The sequence below is a fragment of the Brevundimonas sp. KH_025 genome, from assembly GCF_057839885.1.
In genome coordinates this window covers 631734-650047 of sequence record NZ_CM174501.1, presented here as the reverse complement: position 1 = coordinate 650047, position 18314 = coordinate 631734, and the positions used below count along the sequence as shown (strand labels likewise).

The window sequence follows — 18314 nt, the reverse complement described above, 5'->3', positions numbered from 1 at the left end:
TTGTCGCAGGGCCTTCACACGGCCGGTCCGGCGGCGGGTTCAGCCTCACGCGCAGGGGCCAGAGGGAAGCAGGCGGCGAAGACGGCCCCTTGTCCCAGGGCGCTGTCCACCGTCAGGCCGCCGCGGTGACGAATGATGATATGGCGCACGATGGCCAGACCCAGACCCGTGCCCTGACGTTCGCCGCTCTTCTGGCCCTCGACGCGATAGAATCGCTCGGTCAGGCGCGGCAGGTGCTCGCGCGCCATGCCGGGTCCGTGGTCGCGCACCGTCACCACCGCGTACTTCTGTCCCGCCTCGCGGTCCGGCGTGGCCAGCGACAGGCGCGTGCCCTCGGGCATCCGCGCCGCCATGGCCTCATCCAGCGCGCGGTCGCGGTCAATGGACAGTTCGACCACGCCGCCGCTGCTCGAATATTTCAGAGCATTATCGACCAGATTTTGAATGACCTGCACGATCTCGTCGCGATCACCCGCCACGGTGGCCCCGCCCTGCCCCAGGTCGGCGCGGATGGTCACGCCGCGCTCGCGCGAAATCACGCTGACGGCGTCCACCACGTCCGACGCCGCCCGCGCCAGATCGACGCGACCCAACGGCGCGATGTGCTCGTTCAACTCGATCCGGCTCAGCGACAGCAGGTCCGCGACCAGGCGCCCCATGCGGTCGGCCTGGATCGCCATGATGTCGAGAAACCTGTCCCGCGCCTTGGGGTCGTCCTTGGCGTGGCCCTTCAGCGTCTCGATGAAACCGGACAGCGAGGCCAGGGGCGTGCGCAGTTCGTGGCTGGCGTTGGCCAGGAAGTCGACGCGCATCATCTCCATGCGGCGAGCGTCGGTCTCGTCGCGCAAGGCCAGCAGGGCCAGGGCGCCCGCGCCCCACAGATGAGCGTCCCGCTCGGGCAAGGGACGGATGAAGGCCCGCCAGTGCCGCTCCTGAGCGCCGCCGCCGACATAGTCGACCGTGCTGCTGACGTCGCCGAACAGGGCCTCGTCCACCGCCTCCAGCACCTTGGGATCGCGGATCACCGAGACCAGCAGCCCCCCGCCCGTCCCGTTCAGCCGAAACAGGTCGCGCGCGGCGGCGTTGGCCAGGGCGATTCGGCGTCCGGCGATGTCGTCCGCCTCGCCTCCGCTGACGATCAGGATGGGATCGCCCAGGGCCTCGAACACGTCGCCCAGCAAGGCCCCGTCGGGGGCCAGGTCGACAGGCATGCTGCCGTCCAGCTCGCTGATGCTGACCGGCGACTGCGACTGACGATTGACCAACCAGGTCGCCGCCGCCACGGCCACGGCGCCGACCGCCAGCCAGCCGGCCAACTCCGGCTTCATCACCGCCAGAACCGCCATCACCAGAATCGCCACGCCGCCGCTGGCGCCGGCGGTCCACAGACGAGACGAAGCGGTGGGGGCGACGGGAGAAGGCGAGTGCTCGTACGGCATGATGATCGGCGTTATCTCATTATTTAGCGGACACGCGATATGTCCATGCGACTCAGGCCGTGCGGGGCGGCCGCGATCCGCAAATCCCGCGCTTAGCGTATTTTCTTCACCGATTTGCGGCAGTTTGCATCAACGGCGCGGGGGCTTCGGACGTGAATACGATCCTGAACTGTCTGGTTCAGCAGCACGACTGGCGGATTGTGCCTTTCGCCGCGCTCGTGTCGATATTCAGCATGTTGATCGCCGTCAGCCTGTTCGATCGCGCCCGCAGCGTCGCCCGGCGCTCGCGCCGCGTCTATCTGGTCGCGGTGCCGCTGGTCGGAGGCGTCGGCGTCTGGGCCACCCATTTCATCGCCATGCAGGCCTACGACGTGGGCGCGCCGGTCCGCTACGATCCAGGCGAGACCGTGGCGTCGCTGGCCATCATACTCATCGCCTTTTTCACCGCCACCGTCCTGGCGCTCGCGTCCGAGTCGAAATTCTGGCGCGTGCTGGCGGCGCTGACCGGCGGCGCCGGCGTGGCGGCCATGCATTTCGTCGGCATGGCGGCGCTGCGCATTTCCGGCGCAACGCTGGCCTGGAACGCCCCTCTGGTGGCGGTCGCCGTCGTCGGCGGCCTGATCCTGATCTCCGCACCATTTTTCGCGCCGCCCCTCGCCGGCGTGAAACGCATCGTCGCAACCGCCGTCATCGGGGCGTTGAGCGTGTGCTGGCTGCATTTCGTCGCCATGAGCGCTGTCATTCTGGTTCCCTCGCCCGGCGCCCTTCTGCCGACCGCGGCGGCGCCCGAGGCGACGATCGCCTTGTGGGTCGGCGTAAGCGTCGCCTTCCTGGCCATCATCGCCGCCTTCCTGACCGGCATGATCTGGTGGTCGCGGCATAGTGCTCTGGGCCAACTCCGCGAGGCCATCGAGGCCATGCCCGACGGCCTGGGTTTCTATGACGCGGACGACCGACTGGCGATCTGGAACCGGCGCTACACCCAGATCAACCCTGAGGTGACGGCCGCGCTGAAGGTGGGCGTCACCTTCCGTGAAGTCCTTATGGCGGGGATCACCGCTGGGCTCTATCCCGCCGCCGTGGGCCGCGAGGAAGCCTGGATCGCCGAACGCATGGCCAACCGCCGCCGACCGATGGGCGCCATGGAGCAGCAGGTCGGCGAACGCTGGCTGCGGGTGCAGGACCGCAAGACCGCCGAGGGCGGCACCGTCACCGTCTGCTCCGACATCACCGAAATGAAGCGCGACGCCCAGGCCCTGGCCGAGGCCCGCGACGCGGCCAACGCCGCCAACCGCGCCAAGAGCCAGTTCCTGGCCAATATGAGCCACGAAATCCGCACCCCGATGAACGGGGTCATCGGCGTGGCCCAGGCCCTGGCCCGCACCGATCTGGACGAGCAACAGCGCGAGATGCTGAACCTGATTCATTCCTCCAGCCGCACCCTGCAGACCCTGCTCAGCGACATTCTGGACCTGGCGCGCGTCGAATCCGGACGGCTGGAACTGAGCGACGAACCCTTCGACCTGGCGCGCGCCGTCGAGGAGGCGGCCCAGCTCTACGCCGCCGCCGCGCGCGACAAGGGCCTGCAGTTCTTCGTCGAGGTGGCGCCCGAAGCGCGCGTCTGGATCCACGGCGACGCCGTACGCCTGAAACAGATCCTGACCAATCTGGTGTCCAACGCCGTCAAATTCACCGCCTCGGGCTTTGTCAGCCTGACGGTCGACGCCGGGCCGCAAGGCCTGCGCTTCGTGGTTCAGGACACGGGCATCGGCTTCGACGCCGAGACGCGCGACCGACTGTTCAGCCGCTTCGAGCAGGCCGACGGCGACATCACCCGGCGCTTCGGCGGCTCGGGCCTGGGGCTGGCGATCTGCCGCGAGCTGGCGGGCATGATGAGCGGCGGGCTGGGCTGCGAGAGCGAGCCGGGCGGGGGCGCAGCCTTCATCCTGACCCTGCCCCTGCGCCCGGCCGAGGCGCCGGCGGCGCCCCCGTCGATGACGACGGCCATTCCCGCCGCCGAAGCCGGGCTGGACGACGCCGCCCGCCGGCTGCGCATCCTGGTCGCCGACGACCACCCCACCAATCGGCGCGTGGTCGAACTGATCCTGGATCAGGCGACGGTTGATCTGGTTTCGGTAGAGGACGGCGCCCAGGCGGTCGAGGCCTGTCGCGCCTCGGCCTTCGACCTGGTGCTGATGGACATGCAGATGCCGGTCATGGACGGGCTGACCGCGACCCGCGAGATTCGCCTGCACGAAGTGGCCATGGGGATGCCGCGCACCCCGGTCGTCATGCTGACCGCCAACGCCCTGCCCGAACATATCGCGGCGGGGCTGGAGGCCGGGGCCGACCGCCATCTGGCCAAGCCGTTCAGCGTCGAGGCGCTGATCGCCATGGTGCAGGAACTGACGGCGAATTCGCCTCAGGCCGCCGAGCGGGCGGCCTGAGGGTCTTCTTCTACTCGTAGCCGTGGGCGGCTTCGTTGATGACCTGGCTGGGCATGGACGAGAAGTCCACGCTCATCGGCCGGGCGGCCTTGGACTGGAACGTCTTGATGACGTGCTCCAGGCGGCGACGCACCTCGCGTTCGGCCTCGGTGGATCCGTCCAGCGCCAGGGGCGCCAGGCAGAAGTCGATGATGGCCTGCGGACGGGTCAGCGGTTCCATTGGAGTCTCTCCTGATTAGGCGGCGTGGAACTGGGCGGTTTCGGTCGAGTCTTTCAGGGCCGTGGTCGAGGACTGGCCGTTCGAGATCACCGTGGCGACCTGATCGAAATAGCCGGTGCCGACTTCGCGCTGGTGGCGGGTGGCGGTGTAACCGGCGGCCTCATTCGAGAACTCGCGCTGCTGCAGCTCGGAATAGGCCGCCATGCCGCGATCGCGGTAGCCGTCGGCCAGCTCGAACATCGAGTTGTTCAGGCTGTGGAAGCCGGCCAGGGTCACGAACTGGAACTTGTAGCCCATGGCCCCCAGCTCGCGCTGGAACTTGGCGATGGTGGCGTCGTCCAGCTTGGCCTTCCAGTTGAAGGAGGGCGAGCAGTTGTAGGCCATCAGCTTGCCCGGATGCTCCTTCTGGATCGCCTCGGCGAACTTCTTCGCGTCGTCCAGATCGGGGTGCGAGGTCTCCCACCACAAGAGGTCGGCGATGTTGGCGTAGGACAGGCCGCGCGCGATGCAGTGGTCCAGGCCGGTGCCTTCCTTCAGGCGGAAGAAGCCCTCGGGCGTGCGGTTGTCGCGGTCGATGAAGGGCTGATCGCGCTCGTCGATGTCCGAGGTGATCAGCTGGGCGCTCTCGGCGTCGGTGCGGGCGACCGTGATGGTCGGGGTGCCCATGACATCGGCGGCCAGGCGGGCGGCGACCAGGTTGCGCTCATGCGCCTGGGTCGGGATCAGGACCTTGCCGCCCAGGTGTCCGCACTTCTTCTCACTGGCCAGCTGGTCCTCGAAGTGGACGCCCGCGGCGCCCGCCTCGATGAAGGCCTTCATGATCTCGAAGCTGTTCAGCGGCCCGCCGAAACCGGCCTCGGCGTCGGCGACGATGGGGGCGAACCATTCACGCTTGGCGCCGCCCTCGGCGTGTTCGATCTGGTCGGCGCGCTGCAGGGTGCGGTTGATGCGGCGGCACAGTTCCGGCGCGGCGTTGGCCGGATACAGCGACTGGTCCGGGTACATGGCCCCGGCGGTGTTGGCGTCGGCCGCGACCTGCCAGCCCGACAGGTAGATGGCCTTCAGACCGGCGCGGACCATCTGCATCGCCTGATTGCCGGTGACGGCGCCCAGGGCGTTGATGAAGGGTTCGGTGTGCAGCAGTTCCCACAGACGGTTGGCGCCGCGCTCGGCCAGGGTGTGGGTGATCGGCACCGAACCGCGCAGGCGCAGGACGTCCTCCGGCGTATAGGGGCGTTCGATGCCGTCGAAACGGCCGGCGGGCGAAGGAACCAGATCGGCGAAGGTCGTCATGTTCGTCTCGGCTTTGAAATGGCGCGGCAGCAGCCGCCGTCACCAGACCCAAACACGCCGCCGTCACGATTGACACAGCATGAGCCATGTCATTCAAGTCAAACAGTCACATCATGACACTTGCCATTCAGTCATATCGTGACATCATCGCGTCATGAACGCCGCCGCTGATCGCAAACTCTTCCTCGGCGGCCGCCTGAAACGGCTGCGGCGCGACCTCGGCCTGTCGCAGACGGCGATGGCGGGGGATCTGGGCGTTTCGCCCTCCTATCTGAACCACATCGAGCGCAATCAGCGCCCCGTCTCGGCCCAACTGCTGCTGCGTCTGGCCGAGACCTATGACGTGGACCTGAGGAACCTGGGCCAGTCCGGCGGCCCGGCGTCCGAGGCGGAACTGGCCGAGGCCTTCGCCGACCCCCTGTTCCAGGGCCTGGCCGTGCCGCGCCACGAGATCGTGCAACTGGCCGAGGATCAGCCCGCCGCCGCCGACGCCATCCTGCGCCTCTATCGCGCCTTCTCCGATCGGCGCGTGCGCGACCGGGCCGAGGCCGAGGTGGCCGGCGCCGCCTCCCCCGCCGACAGCCCGTCGGAATGGGTGCGCGAATACATCCAGGCCCGGCACAACCACGCCCCCGAACTGGATGCCCTGGGCGAGGCCCTGCACGAGGCCCTGCGCGCCGAAGCCCCGTCGCCGGACGAGAGCTTCGAGGCCCTGGCCCGCGCGCGGCTGTTCGCCCGGCACGGCCTGACGGTGCGCACCCTGCCCGCCGAGGTCATGGTGGAATGGACCCGCCGTTTCGACCCGCACCGGGGGCGGTTGCTGCTGTCCGATACCCTCGGCCCGTCGTCGCGCGCCTTCGCCGTCGCCTGCCAGCTGGCCCTGATGGAGCACGGCCCTGAGCTTCAGGCCCTGACCGAGGCCGCCAAGGCCCCCGACGCCCCGACGCGCAACCTGCTGAAGACCTCGCTGACCAACAGCCTGGCCGCCGCCATCCTGATGCCCTACGCCGCCTTCCAGCGCGCGGCGGAAGAGACCGGCTATGATCTGGCGCGGCTGCAAGCCCGCTTCGGCGTCGGCTTCGAACAGGCGGCGCACCGGCTGACCACCCTGTCGCGACCCACGGCGCGCGGCGTGCCCTTCTTCCTGATGCGTGTGGATCAGGCGGGCAATGTGTCGAAACGCTATGCCTCGGGCGCCTTTCCCTTTTCGCGCTTCGGCGGGGCCTGCCCGCGCTGGCGGCTGCACTCGGCCTTCCGCACGCCCGGCCGGATCGTCACCCAGATCATCGAGACGCCGGACGGCGGCCGCTGGTTCACCCTGGCCCGCACCGTCGACCGCCAGGGTCAGGACGCCTTCACCGAGGGACAGGACCTGGCCATCGGCCTGGGCTGCGAGTTGAAGCACGCGCACCGCCTGATCTATGCGCGCGGCCTCGACCTGCAGAAGCCCGAGGTCACGCCCATCGGCCCCGCTTGTCGCCTGTGCGAACGCCACCCCTGCGCCGAACGCGCCGCGCCGCCGGTCGGGCGGGCGCTGACGGTCGATGACTGGTCGAAGTCGGTCAGTCCCTACCCGTTCGCGTAACGCGCCTCAAAATCCGCTCATCCCGGCGAAGGCCGGGATCCAGATCATATGACGGCGCGGCGGGCTTTTAGGAGCGTGATTGCGCCAGTTGAAATAGGCGGAGCGTCTTACAATCTGGATCCCGGCCTTCGCCGGGATGAGCGGCGGGACTTATGCCCCCCCCAAGGGAGAAGGATCAGGTCAGTGGGCCAGCAGCAGGGCCACCGGGCTTTCCGTGATCAGCGTCTGGGTCACGCCGCCGAAGATCCACTGACGCATCCGCGCATGGCCCCAGGCCCCGCTGACGATGGCCCCCGCCTTCATCTCGGCGGCGCAGTCCAGCAGACGGCGGCCCGCCGCGCGGTCGTCGTGAGCACGAGCGTCGGCCTCGACGTTGACGCTGTGACGCCTCAGCCAGGCGGCGACGTCGGCGGTGCGCAGGCGGCCCCCGTCCATGTCTTCAGGATCGCACAGCTCGACCACGCGCACGCTTTCGGCCGCTCTCAGCAGCGGCAGGGCGGCGACGGCGGCCAGGCGGCTCTCGCGGCTGTCGGTCCAGGCCATCAGGACAGGCGCGCCGGCGACAGGACGGGCGGGCGCCGGCGGCACGATCAGGATCGACCGCCCGGCCCGCATGGCCAGATCGGCCGGATGCGGGGCACGCCAACCGCTGGCGGCGGCGGCGTCGCGCCCGACGATCAGCACGTCGGCGGCGCGGGCGTGCTTGACCAGAAGCCCCGTCGGATCGCCCACATCGGCGCGCCACTCGCACGACACCCCGGCGCGAGTAGCGATCTCGTGGAAGCGTTCCTCTGCGCCCTTCAGCGCGCTCTCTGCCCGCTCGTGCTGGGCCGTCAGCACCTCGCCCAGCAGGATGCCCGCCCCATAGGCGTCAGCCATCGGCGTCTCCGGCGCGCAGGCCGACACCCCGATCAGGTGGGCGCCGTGCGCCTTGGCCAGATCGCAGGCCTGCTCAATCCGCTGGGTGTTGTCGGGTTCGTCATCGACATAGACGATCAGGCTGGACCAGGTCATGGCGGCTTCCTCTTGTTCCAGAAGGATAGAACGCCTGAGGCAGGGAACGGTCCTTGATCCCAATCAAATAACAGCGATCAAACCAGGATCACCTTGCCGTTCTCAATCCGATGCGGGACGCCCGTGCGGCGGAACAGGCTGGCGATTTCCGCCGCCGGATCGGCCGCGCCCTGATCCAGCATCTGCTCGATGGTCTGAGCCAGCGACGGCGCGGGTCAGGACACCGTCCGCGCGGTTCGCCGCCAGAACCGGGCGCAGGAAGTCGAACCAGTCGCCGCCGTCGCGCCGCTTCTGCGCCCCTTCCGCCGCCAGAGCGAAGACGGCGCCGCAGGCGTAGTAGGCCCGGTGCTCGCCCCGCGCCCCCGCCTCGGCCAGCGGCTTGCCGCGGCTCAGGCTGATGCAGTCGTCCACCTCGGTCTGCAGTTCGGCGCGGTCGTCATAGGCTGGGTTCAGGGCCTTCAACGCCCGCACCGCCATCAGATCGGCCCCGCCTTCGGTGATCCAGGCGTCGCGCGCGAACTGATAGCGCACCGCCTGGCCCAGCCAGAAATGCGCGCTCTCGTGACCGATGAACCAGCGCGAGCGTTCCAGCATCTCCCTGTTAGGCCGCAGCACGCCGACGCCCTCGAACTGCATGACGATCAGGCCGGGCAGGACGCTGCCGCCCATGCTGGACAGGCGCTCGGTCGGACCGTTCCAGCTGACCATGACGGTCGAGGTCTCGCTGCCGACGCCCGGCGCGCCGAGACGCCGCAGGTAGTAGCCGCCGACGTGCGGCGCGAAGCCGCGAATCTCCTCGCCGATCCAGGGCGGCAGGTTGGGGTCGATGACCGTGGTCAGCCCTTCGCCCGGCGTCACCCGCGCCTGCCCCAGCAGGACGTAAGAGCGTTCGCCCGTCGTGGTCAGGCGGGCGCGGCGCTCGCCGTTGAACAGCACCGGCCCGGCCGTGTCGCGCCAGATCACGGTCGAGGGGCCGCCTTCCAGATCAATCCCGTTCAGGTCGGCGGGCATGGCCTCGGCCGCTTCGACTGACGGCAGGGCGAAGACGTCGAACTGCCGCGTCGGCAGGGCGACGGCGCCGTCGGAAAACGTCAGCGTGCCGTATTCCGCCTCCAGATCCACCGCCTTGGGCCGGATCGAGAATCGAACCTGGCGCGGCACGGGGCCGCCGTCCAGGCTGCGGATCACGTCGTAGTTGCCGCGCCGCTCCATGACGACGCCCGGCGTCTCGACCGTCCACTGACCCGGCCGCCAGGGTTGGCGCGCGTCCACGACCAGAGCCGAATCCATGAAGGCCCAGACGGCCGCGTCGCGGTTGAAGACATAGTCCGCCGTCCAGCGGTTCCCGTCGCGCGTGACCTCGACCACGGGCGCGGCCCGCGCGTCCCAGGTCCCGGGCGGCAGGGGCGCGGCGGCGCAGGCGCCCAGCAGGGCGAAGGTCAGGACCGACGCGGCGGCGAAGGCTTTCAGACGCAAGGCAACAGACTCCGAACGGTTCAGCTTGAACATAGGCGACGCCATGGCGGCGTCAGCTTACGGATCGCTCAGGATTGCGCCCGCGCGAGGGCGCGGCCCGCCGCCGCCAGTTCGCCGGCCATCACCGACTTCAGCCGCTGCGGCGCCTCGATCGTCACCTGCTCGCCCCAGCTGAACAGGTGCCAGGCCAGTTCGCGCATCCCCGAAGCCCGGAACCGCACCACAACCGAACCGTCCGGCTGATCCTCCAGCGTCTGGGTCGGGTGCCAGCGCCAGCCGCGCGCCTCGACCGCGCCCTCGGGCGTGACCCGCAGCACCACCTCCTCGATCTCGTCCTGATAGATGCCGAACGACTGGCTGGCGAAGGCGGCCAGGTCGAAATCGGCCGGGGGCTGGGCTGTGCCGTCGCCCGCCTCGACCGAGGTCATGCGATCAAGGCGAAAGGTTTGAATGCGCCCGCTCTCGCGGTCCGCCGCCACCAGATAGTTGGCGCGGCCGAACATGACGCCGCACGGCGCGACGCTTCGGCTACGCGCCTCGGCCCCCGGTCGCGAATAGATGAAGCCCAGCGGCCGCCCCGCCAGCACCGCCCCGCGAATCTCGGCCAGCACGGATTCGTCCGCCGAGGGACGCGGCCCGGCCTGCACCGCGATGGTCTCGGCCCGGACCAGGGCCTCCAGATCGGGGGCCAGCCGGTTCAGCGTGGTCGACCGCATCGCCGCCTTCACCTTGCGCTCCAGCCCCTCCAGCGCCGCCGCCCGGCTCGCCTCGCCTTGACCGCGCAGGCCCGCCGCCGCCTTGGTCAGCTCCAGCATCTCGGTCGCGGTCGGGGCCTGCTCGAAGGCCGACAGGCCGCCGCGAATGCGCCAGCGCTTGGTCGGCGGGTCCGACACCTCCTCGACCTGCGGGAACAGCATCAGCACGGCGTCGCGCATCCGCTCGGCGGTGCGCCGCCCAACCCGCAGTTGCCCCGCCATCTCGTTCAGCGTCAGCCCCTCGGCGCTGGCCGCCATTCCCCGCGCCAGATCGATGACCATCGCCGCCTTGTCGTGCCTCACTGAAACTTCTCCACAAGCCTACGTCCGAAACTGGCGCAATGCTGTCGCATCCTCTCAACATCAGCAAGAGGCAATCGCTTCAGGAGATCCCGACATGGCCTTCGCCCGCACCGTTCAAAAGCCTGCCCGCAAGACTTTCGCCAGCCGCTACATGATCGTGCCGTGCGAGGCCGACGGCGCGTCCGACCTGGCGGTCATCTGGGACCGTCAGGAAGAACAGGTCGTGGACGTCATCTCGGCCTCGGCCAGCAGCCGTTATTCGGACGAGGACGCCCTGTGGGACGAGTTCCACGCCCCCGCCGCCGCCTCGCACGCCGACTGGCGCATGGCGGCGTAATCATCCCTTCTCCCGATGGGAGAAGGTGGCCCGAAGGGTCGGATGAGGGTTCCCGGCGGCCTTCGGCGTAAGCCGTCCTGCTACGGCTCCCGCCGACTGACATCGAAGCCCCTCACCCTTTCGCCTTCGCCAATCGCTACGCTCTTGGAGGCTCAAGCCCTCTCCCGCCGGGAGAGGGAGCGGAACCGCCCCTCCCCTTCCCGCGTTCGCCCAAGCGTGACCGTTCCGGTCCCGCCAGACGGGGAACTGCAGATGACCCATACCACCGCGCCTTCGCTGGAAAGCATCGTGAAATCGGCCCTGCATCGTTCGTGGTGGCTGTTGCTGTTGCGCGGCGTCCTGGCCATCGTCTTCGGCGTCCTGACCTTCGTCTGGCCCCAGATCAGCCTGCTGAGCCTGATCCTGGTCTATGGGATCTACGCCGTGGCGGACGGGGTGCTGGCCCTGATCGCCGCCATTCGGGGAGGCGGGATCGCCCCGCGTTGGTGGCTGGCCCTGTCGGGCGTGGTCAGCATCCTGACGGGCGTTCTGGCCTTCGCCCTGCCCGGGCTGACGGCCCTGGTTCTGGTTTACCTGATCGGCTTCTGGTCGATCATGCGCGGGATCATCGAGATCGTCGGCGCCATTCGCCTGCGCAAGGAGATCGAGAACGAATGGACGCTGATCGCGGCGGGCGCCCTGTCGGTGATCTTCGGCCTGATCCTGGTCTTCGCGCCGGGCAGCGGGGCCATGGGCCTGCTGTGGCTGATCGCGGCCTGGGCCATCCTGTTCGGCGGCCTGCTGATCTTCCTCGCCTTCCGGGTCAGGACGCTGGCGAAGGCGTAAAGCTGGCGTTGCGCGCCGTGACGCGGGCGCGGATTTCACCCCGCATCCGCTCCAGCGTCGCCGCGTCGATCAGACGCCCGCGCAGCACCACGTCGTGGACGCCCCGCGTCGCGCTGATGTCGGCCAGCGGGTTCGCCTCCAGCACCAGCAGGTCGGCCGACTTGCCCGCCGCCACGGCGCCGTAACGCTCGCCCTGGTTCAGGAAGCGCGGCCCGTCCACGACCGAGCCCATCAGGGCCTCGCGCGGGGTCAGCCCCAGCTTCACATAGAGCGCCATCTCGTCGTGCAGCGAGAAGCCCGGATAGTTGAACGAGTTGAGGAAGCCCGCGTCCGTCCCGGTCAGGATGACCACCCCCGCATCGCGCAGCATGGGCAGGGTACGGGCGGTGACGTCCTTGACGAAGTGGCGGTCGGCCACCTGTTCCGGCGTGGCCCGGGCCGCGCGCTGCACGCGCCAGTCATAGGTCGCTCGGATGCCCGGTCCGACATAGGCCAGCCCGGCGTCGTGTGAATGGTCGTCCAGGTCCAGGTTCGCCAGGGTGGTCGAGCCGTAGAGGGTCGGCGACACCGCCGTGCCCAACTCCCGCAGCCGGGCATAGACCCGCCGCGCCGTCTCGACATCAAAGGTATCGGCGTAGCGCCGCATGGTCTGGGCGTAGGTATATTTCCCCGCCAGATAGTCGGCGGCGATGGCCGCTTCATCCTTCGAGCCCGCCTTCATGGCATAGTCGAGGTGCTCGATGGACGACAGGCCCGCCTCGGCCGCCTCCAGCACGGTGATGCTGGCCGGGATGTGGGCCGAGGTCTTCATGCCCCGCTTCTTCGCCTCGCGCACGGCGTAGAGAAAGAGCTCGGGCTTCAGGGTGTTGTCGGTGATCTTGACGAAGTCGACGCGCAGGGCCTGCAGCCGGTCCAGGGCGGCGTCGATGTCGGCCTCGCTGCCGGTCTCGATCACGCCCTTCCAGACCGGGGCGACGCCCTCGATCTTGGGGCCCGAGGTGAAGATGCGCGGGCTGTCGGGCGTCGGCGGGGCGTCGCGCCAGTCCAGCACCTGCTGCGCCAGGTCGCCCGCCGCGTCGCGCACCGCGACCACGCCGTTGACGACATAGAGGGGCATCAGCTCGGCGTTCTCTTCGATCAGGGTCTCGCCCCCGCCGAAGTGGACGTGCATGTCCCACAGCCCCGGCATGACATAGCGGTCGCCGAGATCCGCCGTCCGCGTCGCGCGATAGCGGTTGGCCTCGCCTTCCGGCGCCACGGCGACGATGTCGCCGCCGCGCACGGCCACCAGTTGATCGGGTGTCGTCGTCCCCTTCTCGACATCGACCACCGTGGCCGAGGTCAACAGCAGATCGACCGTCTCGACCGGCGTTTCAGCGGCGGTCAGCGGCGCTGTGGCGCAGGCGGACAGCAGGGCGGCGGCGGCGACGATCAGGAAGGTGCGCATGGCTATCCGCTATACGCTCGTGTGCGCGTCCGGCAAGCCAATCAGGGATAGAGCCGCTTCATCTCGGCCACCGACCATTCGCACAGCTCGCGCAAGGCCCCCATGTCGATCTGGTCCAGGCGCTTGATGTAGAGGCAGGACACGCTGGTCGTGTGCGGCCCCAGCCGGGCCAGCAGATCCGCCTGCGCCTGGAAACCCGGCATGATGTAGACGGTCAGCGCCGCCTTGCGCGGCGAGAAGCCGATGATCGGCCAGTCAGCAGGTTTTTTGGTCGTGTTGACGTAGGTGTAGCGGCCGAAGCCGACGATGGACGGCCCCCACATGACCGGCGCCTCGCCCGTGATCTCGCGCATCAGGGCGCAGACCGCCAGGCCGTCCTCGCGCCGCCGCGCGGGTTCGACGGCGGCCAGGAAATCCTCGACCGGCACATCGGTGGGTTTGGTCTTGGGTTCAGACATGGGACGCCTCCACCGCTTCGATCGCCAGGCCCGGCGCCCTCGAACAGGCGGCCAGGGTCCAGTCGCCCTGACTGCGCATCCGCCGCCATGCGCCGGCAGGCGCCGCGACCTGCCGCCGGTCCGGCCCCAGCACCAGCGGCCGCAACCCCTGATCCGTGGCGATCTCCAGCTCCATCGGCGCGCCCATGTAGAAGGCCCAGATCTCGGTCGTCTCGACCAGGCGCCACTCGCCCGCCTCGTCCGCCGCCAGCAGGCGATAGTCGGTCGAGGCCTCGGAGCCGCAGGCCGCCAGACCCGGATCGCGCGCCATGGTGCGGAAATGCCCGCCCTCGGGATGCGGCGCCAGCGACAGGTTGGCGATGATCTCGTCCGCGCTGAACGCGATCTCCCCCTCCTCCGTCATGGCCGCCCCGCTGCTGGTGTTTCAGCCTTGATGGCGCTGTTCGCGGCGGGACTCAACGTCGGTCAACGCTGCGCGCTACCGAGAACGATCGGCGCATTCAACCGAGCATCACAGCGCCTTCACGATCCCCTCGACCATCTTCTTGGCGTCGGCGAACAGCATCATGGTGTTGTCGCGGAAGAAGAGTTCGTTCTCGACGCCCGCATAGCCGGCCGCCATGCCGCGCTTGATGAACAGCACCGTCCCGGCCTTCTCCACGTCCAGCACCGGCATGCCGTAGATCGGCGATTGGGGGTCGGTCTTGGCGGCGGGGTTGGTGACGTCGTTGGCGCCGATGACGAAGGCCACGTCGGCGGTCGAGAACTCGGAGTTGATGTCCTCCAGCTCGAACACCTCGTCATAGGGGACGCTGGCCTCGGCCAGCAGGACGTTCATGTGGCCCGGCATCCGGCCCGCGACGGGGTGGATGGCGTATTTCACCTCGACGCCCTCTTCCTTGAGGATGTCGGCCATTTCGCGCAGGGCGTGCTGGGCCTGGGCCACGGCCATGCCGTAGCCGGGGACGATGATGACCTTGGAGGCGTTCTTCATGATGAAGGCGGCGTCCTCGGCCGAGCCGTGCTTGACGGGGCGCGTCTCGACCACGCCGCCGCCCGCCGCTGCTGCATCCCCGCCGCCGAAGCCGCCCAGGATGACGCTGATGAAGCTGCGGTTCATGCCCTTGCACATGATGTAGCTGAGGATGGCGCCCGACGACCCGACCAGGGCGCCGGTGATGATCAGGGCGATGTTCTCCAGCGTGAAGCCCAGGGCCGCCGCGGCCCAGCCGGAGTAGGAGTTCAGCATCGACACCACGACGGGCATGTCGGCCCCGCCGATGGGGATGATCAGGGTCGCGCCGAGGATCAGACTGAGCGCAAAGACGCCCCAGAAGGCCCAGATCGCCGTGCCGCCGGTGCCGATCAGCACCCCGATCAGGAAGACCAGAGCCAGGGCCAGGCCGATGTTGATCAGGTGCCGCGCCGGCAGCAGGATCGGCGAGCCGCTCATGTTCCCGTTCAGCTTGGCGAAGGCGATGACCGAGCCGGTGAAGGTGACGGCGCCGATGGCCACGCCCAGGCTCAGCTCGACGATCGACAGGGTCTTGATGCCGCCCTCGACCGTCATGATGCCGAAAGCGTCGGGCGCATAGACGGCGCCCACCGCCACCAGACAGGCGGCCAGACCGACCAGGGAGTGGAAGGCCGCGACCAGCTGCGGCATGGCCGTCATCGGCACCCGCCGGGCGATCAGCGCCCCCGCGCCCCCGCCGACCACCACGCCCCCTCCGATCAGGCCCAGGGTCATCAGATCCAGCGCGCCCGAGGTCGCCAGCGTCAGCAGGGTCACGCCGACGGCCAGGCCCATGCCGACCATGCCCAGCGTATTGCCGCGGCGGCTGGTCTCCGGGCTGGACAGCCCCCTGAGGGAGAGGATGAACAGGACCCCCGCGACCAGATAGGCCAGCGCGGCTATGGATGCGTTCATCAGATCCCCTCCCCTAGGGTAGTTTCAGCGTGTCAGAAGACGTTGATGACGGCCGGCTTGGCCGGGTCGTTGGTGCCGGCGGCGGTGGCCTGACCGTTCTTGACGATGGCGACGCCGACGCCGCCCTCGCCGCCCGTCTTGGTCAGGCGGCAGCTGCCGTTGTCGCCCGGCAGGCGCCCGGCCATGCGGCCCGTGCCCGTGTGATTGATGCGGTTCATATGGATGCCGCGCACCGTCACCGGCGCGAACTGACACTGCAGCGCCCAGGTGGCGCCCTGCGGCGCGGCGACCGACCAGTGCAGGCCGCCGTAAGGGTTCTGACCGACTTCTTCGGTTTTCTGGGCCGAGGCGGCGCCGGAAGCGGCGACGGCGGCGGTCAGGACGGCGGCGAAGATCAGGGTGGTTTTCATCACGGTTACTCTTAGCGTTTGGTCAGACTTTGGGTGCGGGTCAGTCGCCACAGCGCAGCGGCGATGAACAGCGGTCCCAATATAAACATGGCCCAGTCGAAGACGGTCATCTCGCGGTCCTGAATGACGATGCGCGTCAGCACGGCGGCGAAAACCAGCACCACGCCGCAGTCCTGAAACCGCAGCTTGCCGATGGGGTCTTTCACCCGCACCCAGCTCCAGATCCACAGGGCCACGCCCAGGCCGGTGACGGCCCAGGAAACATAGAAGGCGAACAGGACAGGCGAGAAGATCACGAGGCGGCGTCTTTCGGGCTTCTCGACATGAGACGACTACGGACGAACCGGACGCCCTTCCAGCCGATGAAGACGGCGAAGGAGCCGAACGCTGCGATCGTCAGCCAGTCACCTTCGCGCGCCCATTCCCCGGCCCGCAAGAGAAAGACCCCCATGAATGCCAAATAGCAGACCAGCTTCAAACAAAGCTCGACGCGGCACCGTATTTGGGGCTGCAGCCTTCCACCAACCAGGACGAGTCCCAGCGTCAACAGAAGCGCTACTGGAATCGCGGCCGTTAGAAAAATGTCCGCGCGCGTGCCAAGCATCAGGCACGCACCTTCTTCTTGTACATGGCCAGCATCCGCCGCGTGACCATGAAGCCGCCGAAGATGTTGACGCTGGCCAGGGTCACGGCGACCACGCCCGCGCCCTTGGCGATCCAGGCGTTCGGCCCTGCGGCCTCGGGGCTGAGCGCCGCCGCGGCGATCAGGCCGCCGACGATGATGACGCTGGAAATGGCGTTGGTCACGGCCATCAGCGGCGTATGCAGGGCGGGCGTCACGCTCCACACCACATAATAGCCGACAAAGATCGCCAGCACGAAAATGGCCAGGCGGAAGACGGTGGGATCGACGTGTTCCATATCAGCTCCTGCGTTCCAACCGCGCGTCGATGCTGAGCAGCACTCGCAAGATACCGCTAGCCAGCACGCTGACGACGATCAGTTTGATGACCTTGCCTATGGCTTCACCGATGGGTTTTCCTGAAGGGTCCACCGATATGACGGCGACCAAGGCGATGAGGCCGATCACCGGACCGCCGACCATCACGGTCATTGCGAAGGCGCCCAATGCGTTGCGAAGCTTCTCGCTCATCATCCCTTCACGCCTTCATGCACCACGGCCCCGCCGTGCGTCACGACAGCGGCCTTGAGGATTTCGTCGTCCAGATCCAGCGTCACCGCGCCGTCCTTCACCATCAACCCGACGAAGGCCGCCAGGTTGCGCGCATAGAGGGCGCTGGCGTCGGCCGCGATCCGGCCCGGCAAGTTGGTGTAGCCGACGATGGAAACGCCCCCCGCCGTGGTCACGACCTCGCCCGCCTTGGCGCCCGCGACATTGCCGCCCGCCTCGACCGCCAGATCGATCAGAACCGAGCCGGGCTTCATCGAGGCCACCTGTTCGGCGCTGACCAGCACCGGCGCCGCGCGGCCGGGGATCAGGGCGGTGGTGATGACGATGTCCTGCTTCTTGATGTGTTCGCCGGTCAGGACCGCCTGCTTGGCCTGATATTCCGCCGACATGGGCTTGGCGTAGCCGCCGGCCGTCTGGGCGTTCTTGAACTCCTCGTCCTCGACGGCCAGGAACTTGGCGCCCAGGCTCTCGACCTGTTCCTTGGTCGCCGGGCGCACGTCGGTGGCGGTGACGACCGCGCCCAGGCGCCGCGCCGTTGCGATGGCCTGCAGGCCCGCCACGCCCACGCCCATGACGAAGACCTTGGCCGGGGCGACCGTGCCCGCCGCCGTCATCATCATCGGGAAGCCGCGGCCAAAGGCGTAGGCCGCCTCGATCACCGCGCGATAGCCGGCCAGATTGGCCTGGGACGACAGCACGTCCATGACCTGGGCGCGGGTGATGCGCGGCACGAACTCCATGGCGAAGGCGGTGACGTTGGCGCCTTTCAGCGCCTCGACCGTATCCTTCTCGCGATAGGCGTCCAGCATGGCGACGACGACCGTGCCAGGCTTCAGCGCGCTGGTCTCCTGCGCGGTCGGACCGCGCACCTTCAGCACGATGTCGGCGCCGTCCAGCACGGCGCGGGTGTCGGGCTTCACCGTCGCGCCGGCCTCGGCGTAGTCGGCGTCGGGAATGGACGAGCCCAGCCCCGTCCCGGCCTCGACCGAAACGGTCGCGCCTAGGGCGATCAGCTTCTTCACCGTTTCCGGCGTTGCGGCGCAGCGCGTCTCGCCTTCACGGCGCTCGCGGGTCACGGCGATGGCGACAGCCAAGCGAATCCCTCCCTTATCCCCCAGCCTTCGGACGTTAGGACGAAGCGGAAGGGCGCGTCAAAGTCGGAATTGCTGCAACTGCGTAATTT

General features: G+C 68.6%; 20 protein-coding genes. 4 read left to right on the top strand and 16 right to left on the bottom strand.

The window, feature by feature from the left end; genetic code table 11:
* Nucleotides 1-14: 14 nt before the first annotated feature.
* Nucleotides 15-1439 carry a sensor histidine kinase gene (locus AC3IS2_RS03285; RefSeq protein ID WP_489199251.1) on the bottom strand — a complete coding sequence of 475 codons (1425 nt, stop codon included), beginning with the start codon at nucleotides 1437-1439 and terminating at the stop codon, nucleotides 15-17.
* Nucleotides 1440-1672: 233 nt separating this feature from the next.
* On the opposite strand from AC3IS2_RS03285, the gene AC3IS2_RS03280 reads away from it, so the two are divergent.
* Nucleotides 1673-3886, top strand: coding sequence for a response regulator (locus tag AC3IS2_RS03280; RefSeq protein WP_489199250.1), 2214 nt, complete (start codon nucleotides 1673-1675; stop codon nucleotides 3884-3886).
* A 10-nt stretch (nucleotides 3887-3896) separates the two neighbouring features.
* On the opposite strand, the gene AC3IS2_RS03275 is transcribed toward AC3IS2_RS03280, so the two are convergent.
* Nucleotides 3897-4106, bottom strand: a complete 210-nt coding sequence (locus tag AC3IS2_RS03275; protein WP_331033784.1) for a hypothetical protein — start codon at nucleotides 4104-4106, stop codon at nucleotides 3897-3899.
* A gap of 15 nt (nucleotides 4107-4121) precedes the next feature.
* Nucleotides 4122-5399, bottom strand: a complete 1278-nt coding sequence (aceA, locus tag AC3IS2_RS03270; protein ID WP_489199249.1) for an isocitrate lyase — start codon at nucleotides 5397-5399, stop codon at nucleotides 4122-4124.
* Nucleotides 5400-5553: 154 nt separating this feature from the next.
* Here aceA and AC3IS2_RS03265 point away from each other — a divergent pair, with 154 nt between their 5' ends.
* Nucleotides 5554-6984: a helix-turn-helix domain-containing protein gene (locus AC3IS2_RS03265; protein WP_489199248.1), complete on the top strand. Its 1431-nt coding sequence runs from the start codon at nucleotides 5554-5556 to the stop codon at nucleotides 6982-6984.
* Nucleotides 6985-7164: 180 nt separating this feature from the next.
* On the opposite strand, the gene AC3IS2_RS03260 is transcribed toward AC3IS2_RS03265, so the two are convergent.
* The 3 genes from AC3IS2_RS03260 to AC3IS2_RS03250 all read right to left on the bottom strand — a co-directional run bounded on the left by AC3IS2_RS03260 (nucleotide 7165) and on the right by AC3IS2_RS03250 (nucleotide 10532).
* A complete protein-coding gene (locus AC3IS2_RS03260; protein ID WP_489199247.1) occupies nucleotides 7165-7998 on the bottom strand; it encodes a universal stress protein in 834 nt (277 codons plus the stop codon).
* Nucleotides 7999-8100: 102 nt separating this feature from the next.
* Nucleotides 8101-9474, bottom strand: a complete 1374-nt coding sequence (locus tag AC3IS2_RS03255) for a hypothetical protein (protein ID WP_489199246.1) — start codon at nucleotides 9472-9474, stop codon at nucleotides 8101-8103.
* A 68-nt stretch (nucleotides 9475-9542) separates the two neighbouring features.
* Nucleotides 9543-10532 (bottom strand): helix-turn-helix transcriptional regulator, encoded by a 990-nt coding sequence (locus AC3IS2_RS03250; protein ID WP_489199245.1) that lies wholly within the window; start codon nucleotides 10530-10532, stop codon nucleotides 9543-9545.
* A 94-nt stretch (nucleotides 10533-10626) separates the two neighbouring features.
* Between AC3IS2_RS03250 and AC3IS2_RS03245 the strand changes: the two genes are divergently transcribed.
* Together AC3IS2_RS03245 and AC3IS2_RS03240 are read left to right on the top strand one after the other, a co-directional pair.
* Nucleotides 10627-10869 (top strand): hypothetical protein, encoded by a 243-nt coding sequence (locus AC3IS2_RS03245; RefSeq protein ID WP_489199244.1) that lies wholly within the window; start codon nucleotides 10627-10629, stop codon nucleotides 10867-10869.
* A gap of 252 nt (nucleotides 10870-11121) precedes the next feature.
* Nucleotides 11122-11694 (top strand): HdeD family acid-resistance protein, encoded by a 573-nt coding sequence (locus AC3IS2_RS03240; RefSeq protein ID WP_489199243.1) that lies wholly within the window; start codon nucleotides 11122-11124, stop codon nucleotides 11692-11694.
* On the opposite strand, the gene AC3IS2_RS03235 is transcribed toward AC3IS2_RS03240, so the two are convergent.
* The 10 genes from AC3IS2_RS03235 to AC3IS2_RS03190 form a co-directional block, all read right to left on the bottom strand.
* On the bottom strand, nucleotides 11672-13141 hold the full coding sequence (locus AC3IS2_RS03235; protein ID WP_489199242.1) for an amidohydrolase family protein: 1470 nt from the start codon (nucleotides 13139-13141) through the stop codon (nucleotides 11672-11674). The genes AC3IS2_RS03240 and AC3IS2_RS03235 overlap by 23 nt on opposite strands.
* A 41-nt stretch (nucleotides 13142-13182) precedes the next feature.
* Entirely contained in the window at nucleotides 13183-13599 is a 417-nt protein-coding gene (locus AC3IS2_RS03230; protein WP_489199241.1) for a DUF1801 domain-containing protein, read from the bottom strand.
* On the bottom strand, nucleotides 13592-14002 hold the full coding sequence (locus AC3IS2_RS03225; RefSeq protein WP_489199240.1) for a cupin domain-containing protein: 411 nt from the start codon (nucleotides 14000-14002) through the stop codon (nucleotides 13592-13594). Before AC3IS2_RS03225 ends, AC3IS2_RS03230 begins: the two co-directional genes overlap by 8 nt.
* A 108-nt stretch (nucleotides 14003-14110) precedes the next feature.
* Nucleotides 14111-15529, bottom strand: a complete 1419-nt coding sequence (locus tag AC3IS2_RS03220; RefSeq protein ID WP_489199239.1) for an NAD(P)(+) transhydrogenase (Re/Si-specific) subunit beta — start codon at nucleotides 15527-15529, stop codon at nucleotides 14111-14113.
* A gap of 32 nt (nucleotides 15530-15561) precedes the next feature.
* Nucleotides 15562-15939 (bottom strand): hypothetical protein, encoded by a 378-nt coding sequence (locus AC3IS2_RS03215; RefSeq protein ID WP_489199238.1) that lies wholly within the window; start codon nucleotides 15937-15939, stop codon nucleotides 15562-15564.
* A gap of 11 nt (nucleotides 15940-15950) precedes the next feature.
* The gene (locus tag AC3IS2_RS03210) at nucleotides 15951-16235 is read right to left on the bottom strand and encodes a hypothetical protein (RefSeq protein ID WP_489199237.1); all 285 of its coding nucleotides are present in this window, start codon (nucleotides 16233-16235) and stop codon (nucleotides 15951-15953) included.
* Complete coding sequence (locus AC3IS2_RS03205; protein ID WP_489199236.1) at nucleotides 16232-16543, bottom strand: hypothetical protein; 312 nt, start codon at nucleotides 16541-16543, stop codon at nucleotides 16232-16234. Before AC3IS2_RS03205 ends, AC3IS2_RS03210 begins: the two co-directional genes overlap by 4 nt.
* Nucleotides 16543-16860, bottom strand: a complete 318-nt coding sequence (locus tag AC3IS2_RS03200; RefSeq protein WP_489199235.1) for an NAD(P) transhydrogenase subunit alpha part 2 — start codon at nucleotides 16858-16860, stop codon at nucleotides 16543-16545. The genes AC3IS2_RS03205 and AC3IS2_RS03200 overlap by 1 nt, the downstream gene beginning before the upstream one ends.
* A gap of 1 nt (nucleotide 16861) precedes the next feature.
* A complete protein-coding gene (locus AC3IS2_RS03195; protein ID WP_489199234.1) occupies nucleotides 16862-17092 on the bottom strand; it encodes a hypothetical protein in 231 nt (76 codons plus the stop codon).
* Nucleotides 17092-18225: a Re/Si-specific NAD(P)(+) transhydrogenase subunit alpha gene (locus AC3IS2_RS03190; protein WP_489199233.1), complete on the bottom strand. Its 1134-nt coding sequence runs from the start codon at nucleotides 18223-18225 to the stop codon at nucleotides 17092-17094. The genes AC3IS2_RS03195 and AC3IS2_RS03190 overlap by 1 nt, the downstream gene beginning before the upstream one ends.
* Nucleotides 18226-18314 lie beyond the last annotated feature (89 nt).

What these genes read in the sequence shown, in the direction of transcription:
- AC3IS2_RS03285 (WP_489199251.1), bottom strand. Translation starts at nt 1,439, where the DNA reads ATGCCGTACGAGCACTCGCCTTCTCCCGTCGCCCCCACCGCTTCGTCT.
- AC3IS2_RS03280 (WP_489199250.1), top strand. Translation starts at nt 1,673, where the DNA reads ATGTTGATCGCCGTCAGCCTGTTCGATCGCGCCCGCAGCGTCGCCCGG.
- AC3IS2_RS03275 (WP_331033784.1), bottom strand. Translation starts at nt 4,106, where the DNA reads ATGGAACCGCTGACCCGTCCGCAGGCCATCATCGACTTCTGCCTGGCG.
- aceA (WP_489199249.1), bottom strand. Translation starts at nt 5,399, where the DNA reads ATGACGACCTTCGCCGATCTGGTTCCTTCGCCCGCCGGCCGTTTCGAC.
- AC3IS2_RS03265 (WP_489199248.1), top strand. Translation starts at nt 5,554, where the DNA reads ATGAACGCCGCCGCTGATCGCAAACTCTTCCTCGGCGGCCGCCTGAAA.
- AC3IS2_RS03260 (WP_489199247.1), bottom strand. Translation starts at nt 7,998, where the DNA reads ATGACCTGGTCCAGCCTGATCGTCTATGTCGATGACGAACCCGACAAC.
- AC3IS2_RS03245 (WP_489199244.1), top strand. Translation starts at nt 10,627, where the DNA reads ATGGCCTTCGCCCGCACCGTTCAAAAGCCTGCCCGCAAGACTTTCGCC.
- AC3IS2_RS03240 (WP_489199243.1), top strand. Translation starts at nt 11,122, where the DNA reads ATGACCCATACCACCGCGCCTTCGCTGGAAAGCATCGTGAAATCGGCC.
- AC3IS2_RS03235 (WP_489199242.1), bottom strand. Translation starts at nt 13,141, where the DNA reads ATGCGCACCTTCCTGATCGTCGCCGCCGCCGCCCTGCTGTCCGCCTGC.
- AC3IS2_RS03230 (WP_489199241.1), bottom strand. Translation starts at nt 13,599, where the DNA reads ATGTCTGAACCCAAGACCAAACCCACCGATGTGCCGGTCGAGGATTTC.
- AC3IS2_RS03225 (WP_489199240.1), bottom strand. Translation starts at nt 14,002, where the DNA reads ATGACGGAGGAGGGGGAGATCGCGTTCAGCGCGGACGAGATCATCGCC.
- AC3IS2_RS03220 (WP_489199239.1), bottom strand. Translation starts at nt 15,529, where the DNA reads ATGAACGCATCCATAGCCGCGCTGGCCTATCTGGTCGCGGGGGTCCTG.
- AC3IS2_RS03215 (WP_489199238.1), bottom strand. Translation starts at nt 15,939, where the DNA reads ATGAAAACCACCCTGATCTTCGCCGCCGTCCTGACCGCCGCCGTCGCC.
- AC3IS2_RS03205 (WP_489199236.1), bottom strand. Translation starts at nt 16,543, where the DNA reads ATGCTTGGCACGCGCGCGGACATTTTTCTAACGGCCGCGATTCCAGTA.
- AC3IS2_RS03200 (WP_489199235.1), bottom strand. Translation starts at nt 16,860, where the DNA reads ATGGAACACGTCGATCCCACCGTCTTCCGCCTGGCCATTTTCGTGCTG.
- AC3IS2_RS03195 (WP_489199234.1), bottom strand. Translation starts at nt 17,092, where the DNA reads ATGAGCGAGAAGCTTCGCAACGCATTGGGCGCCTTCGCAATGACCGTG.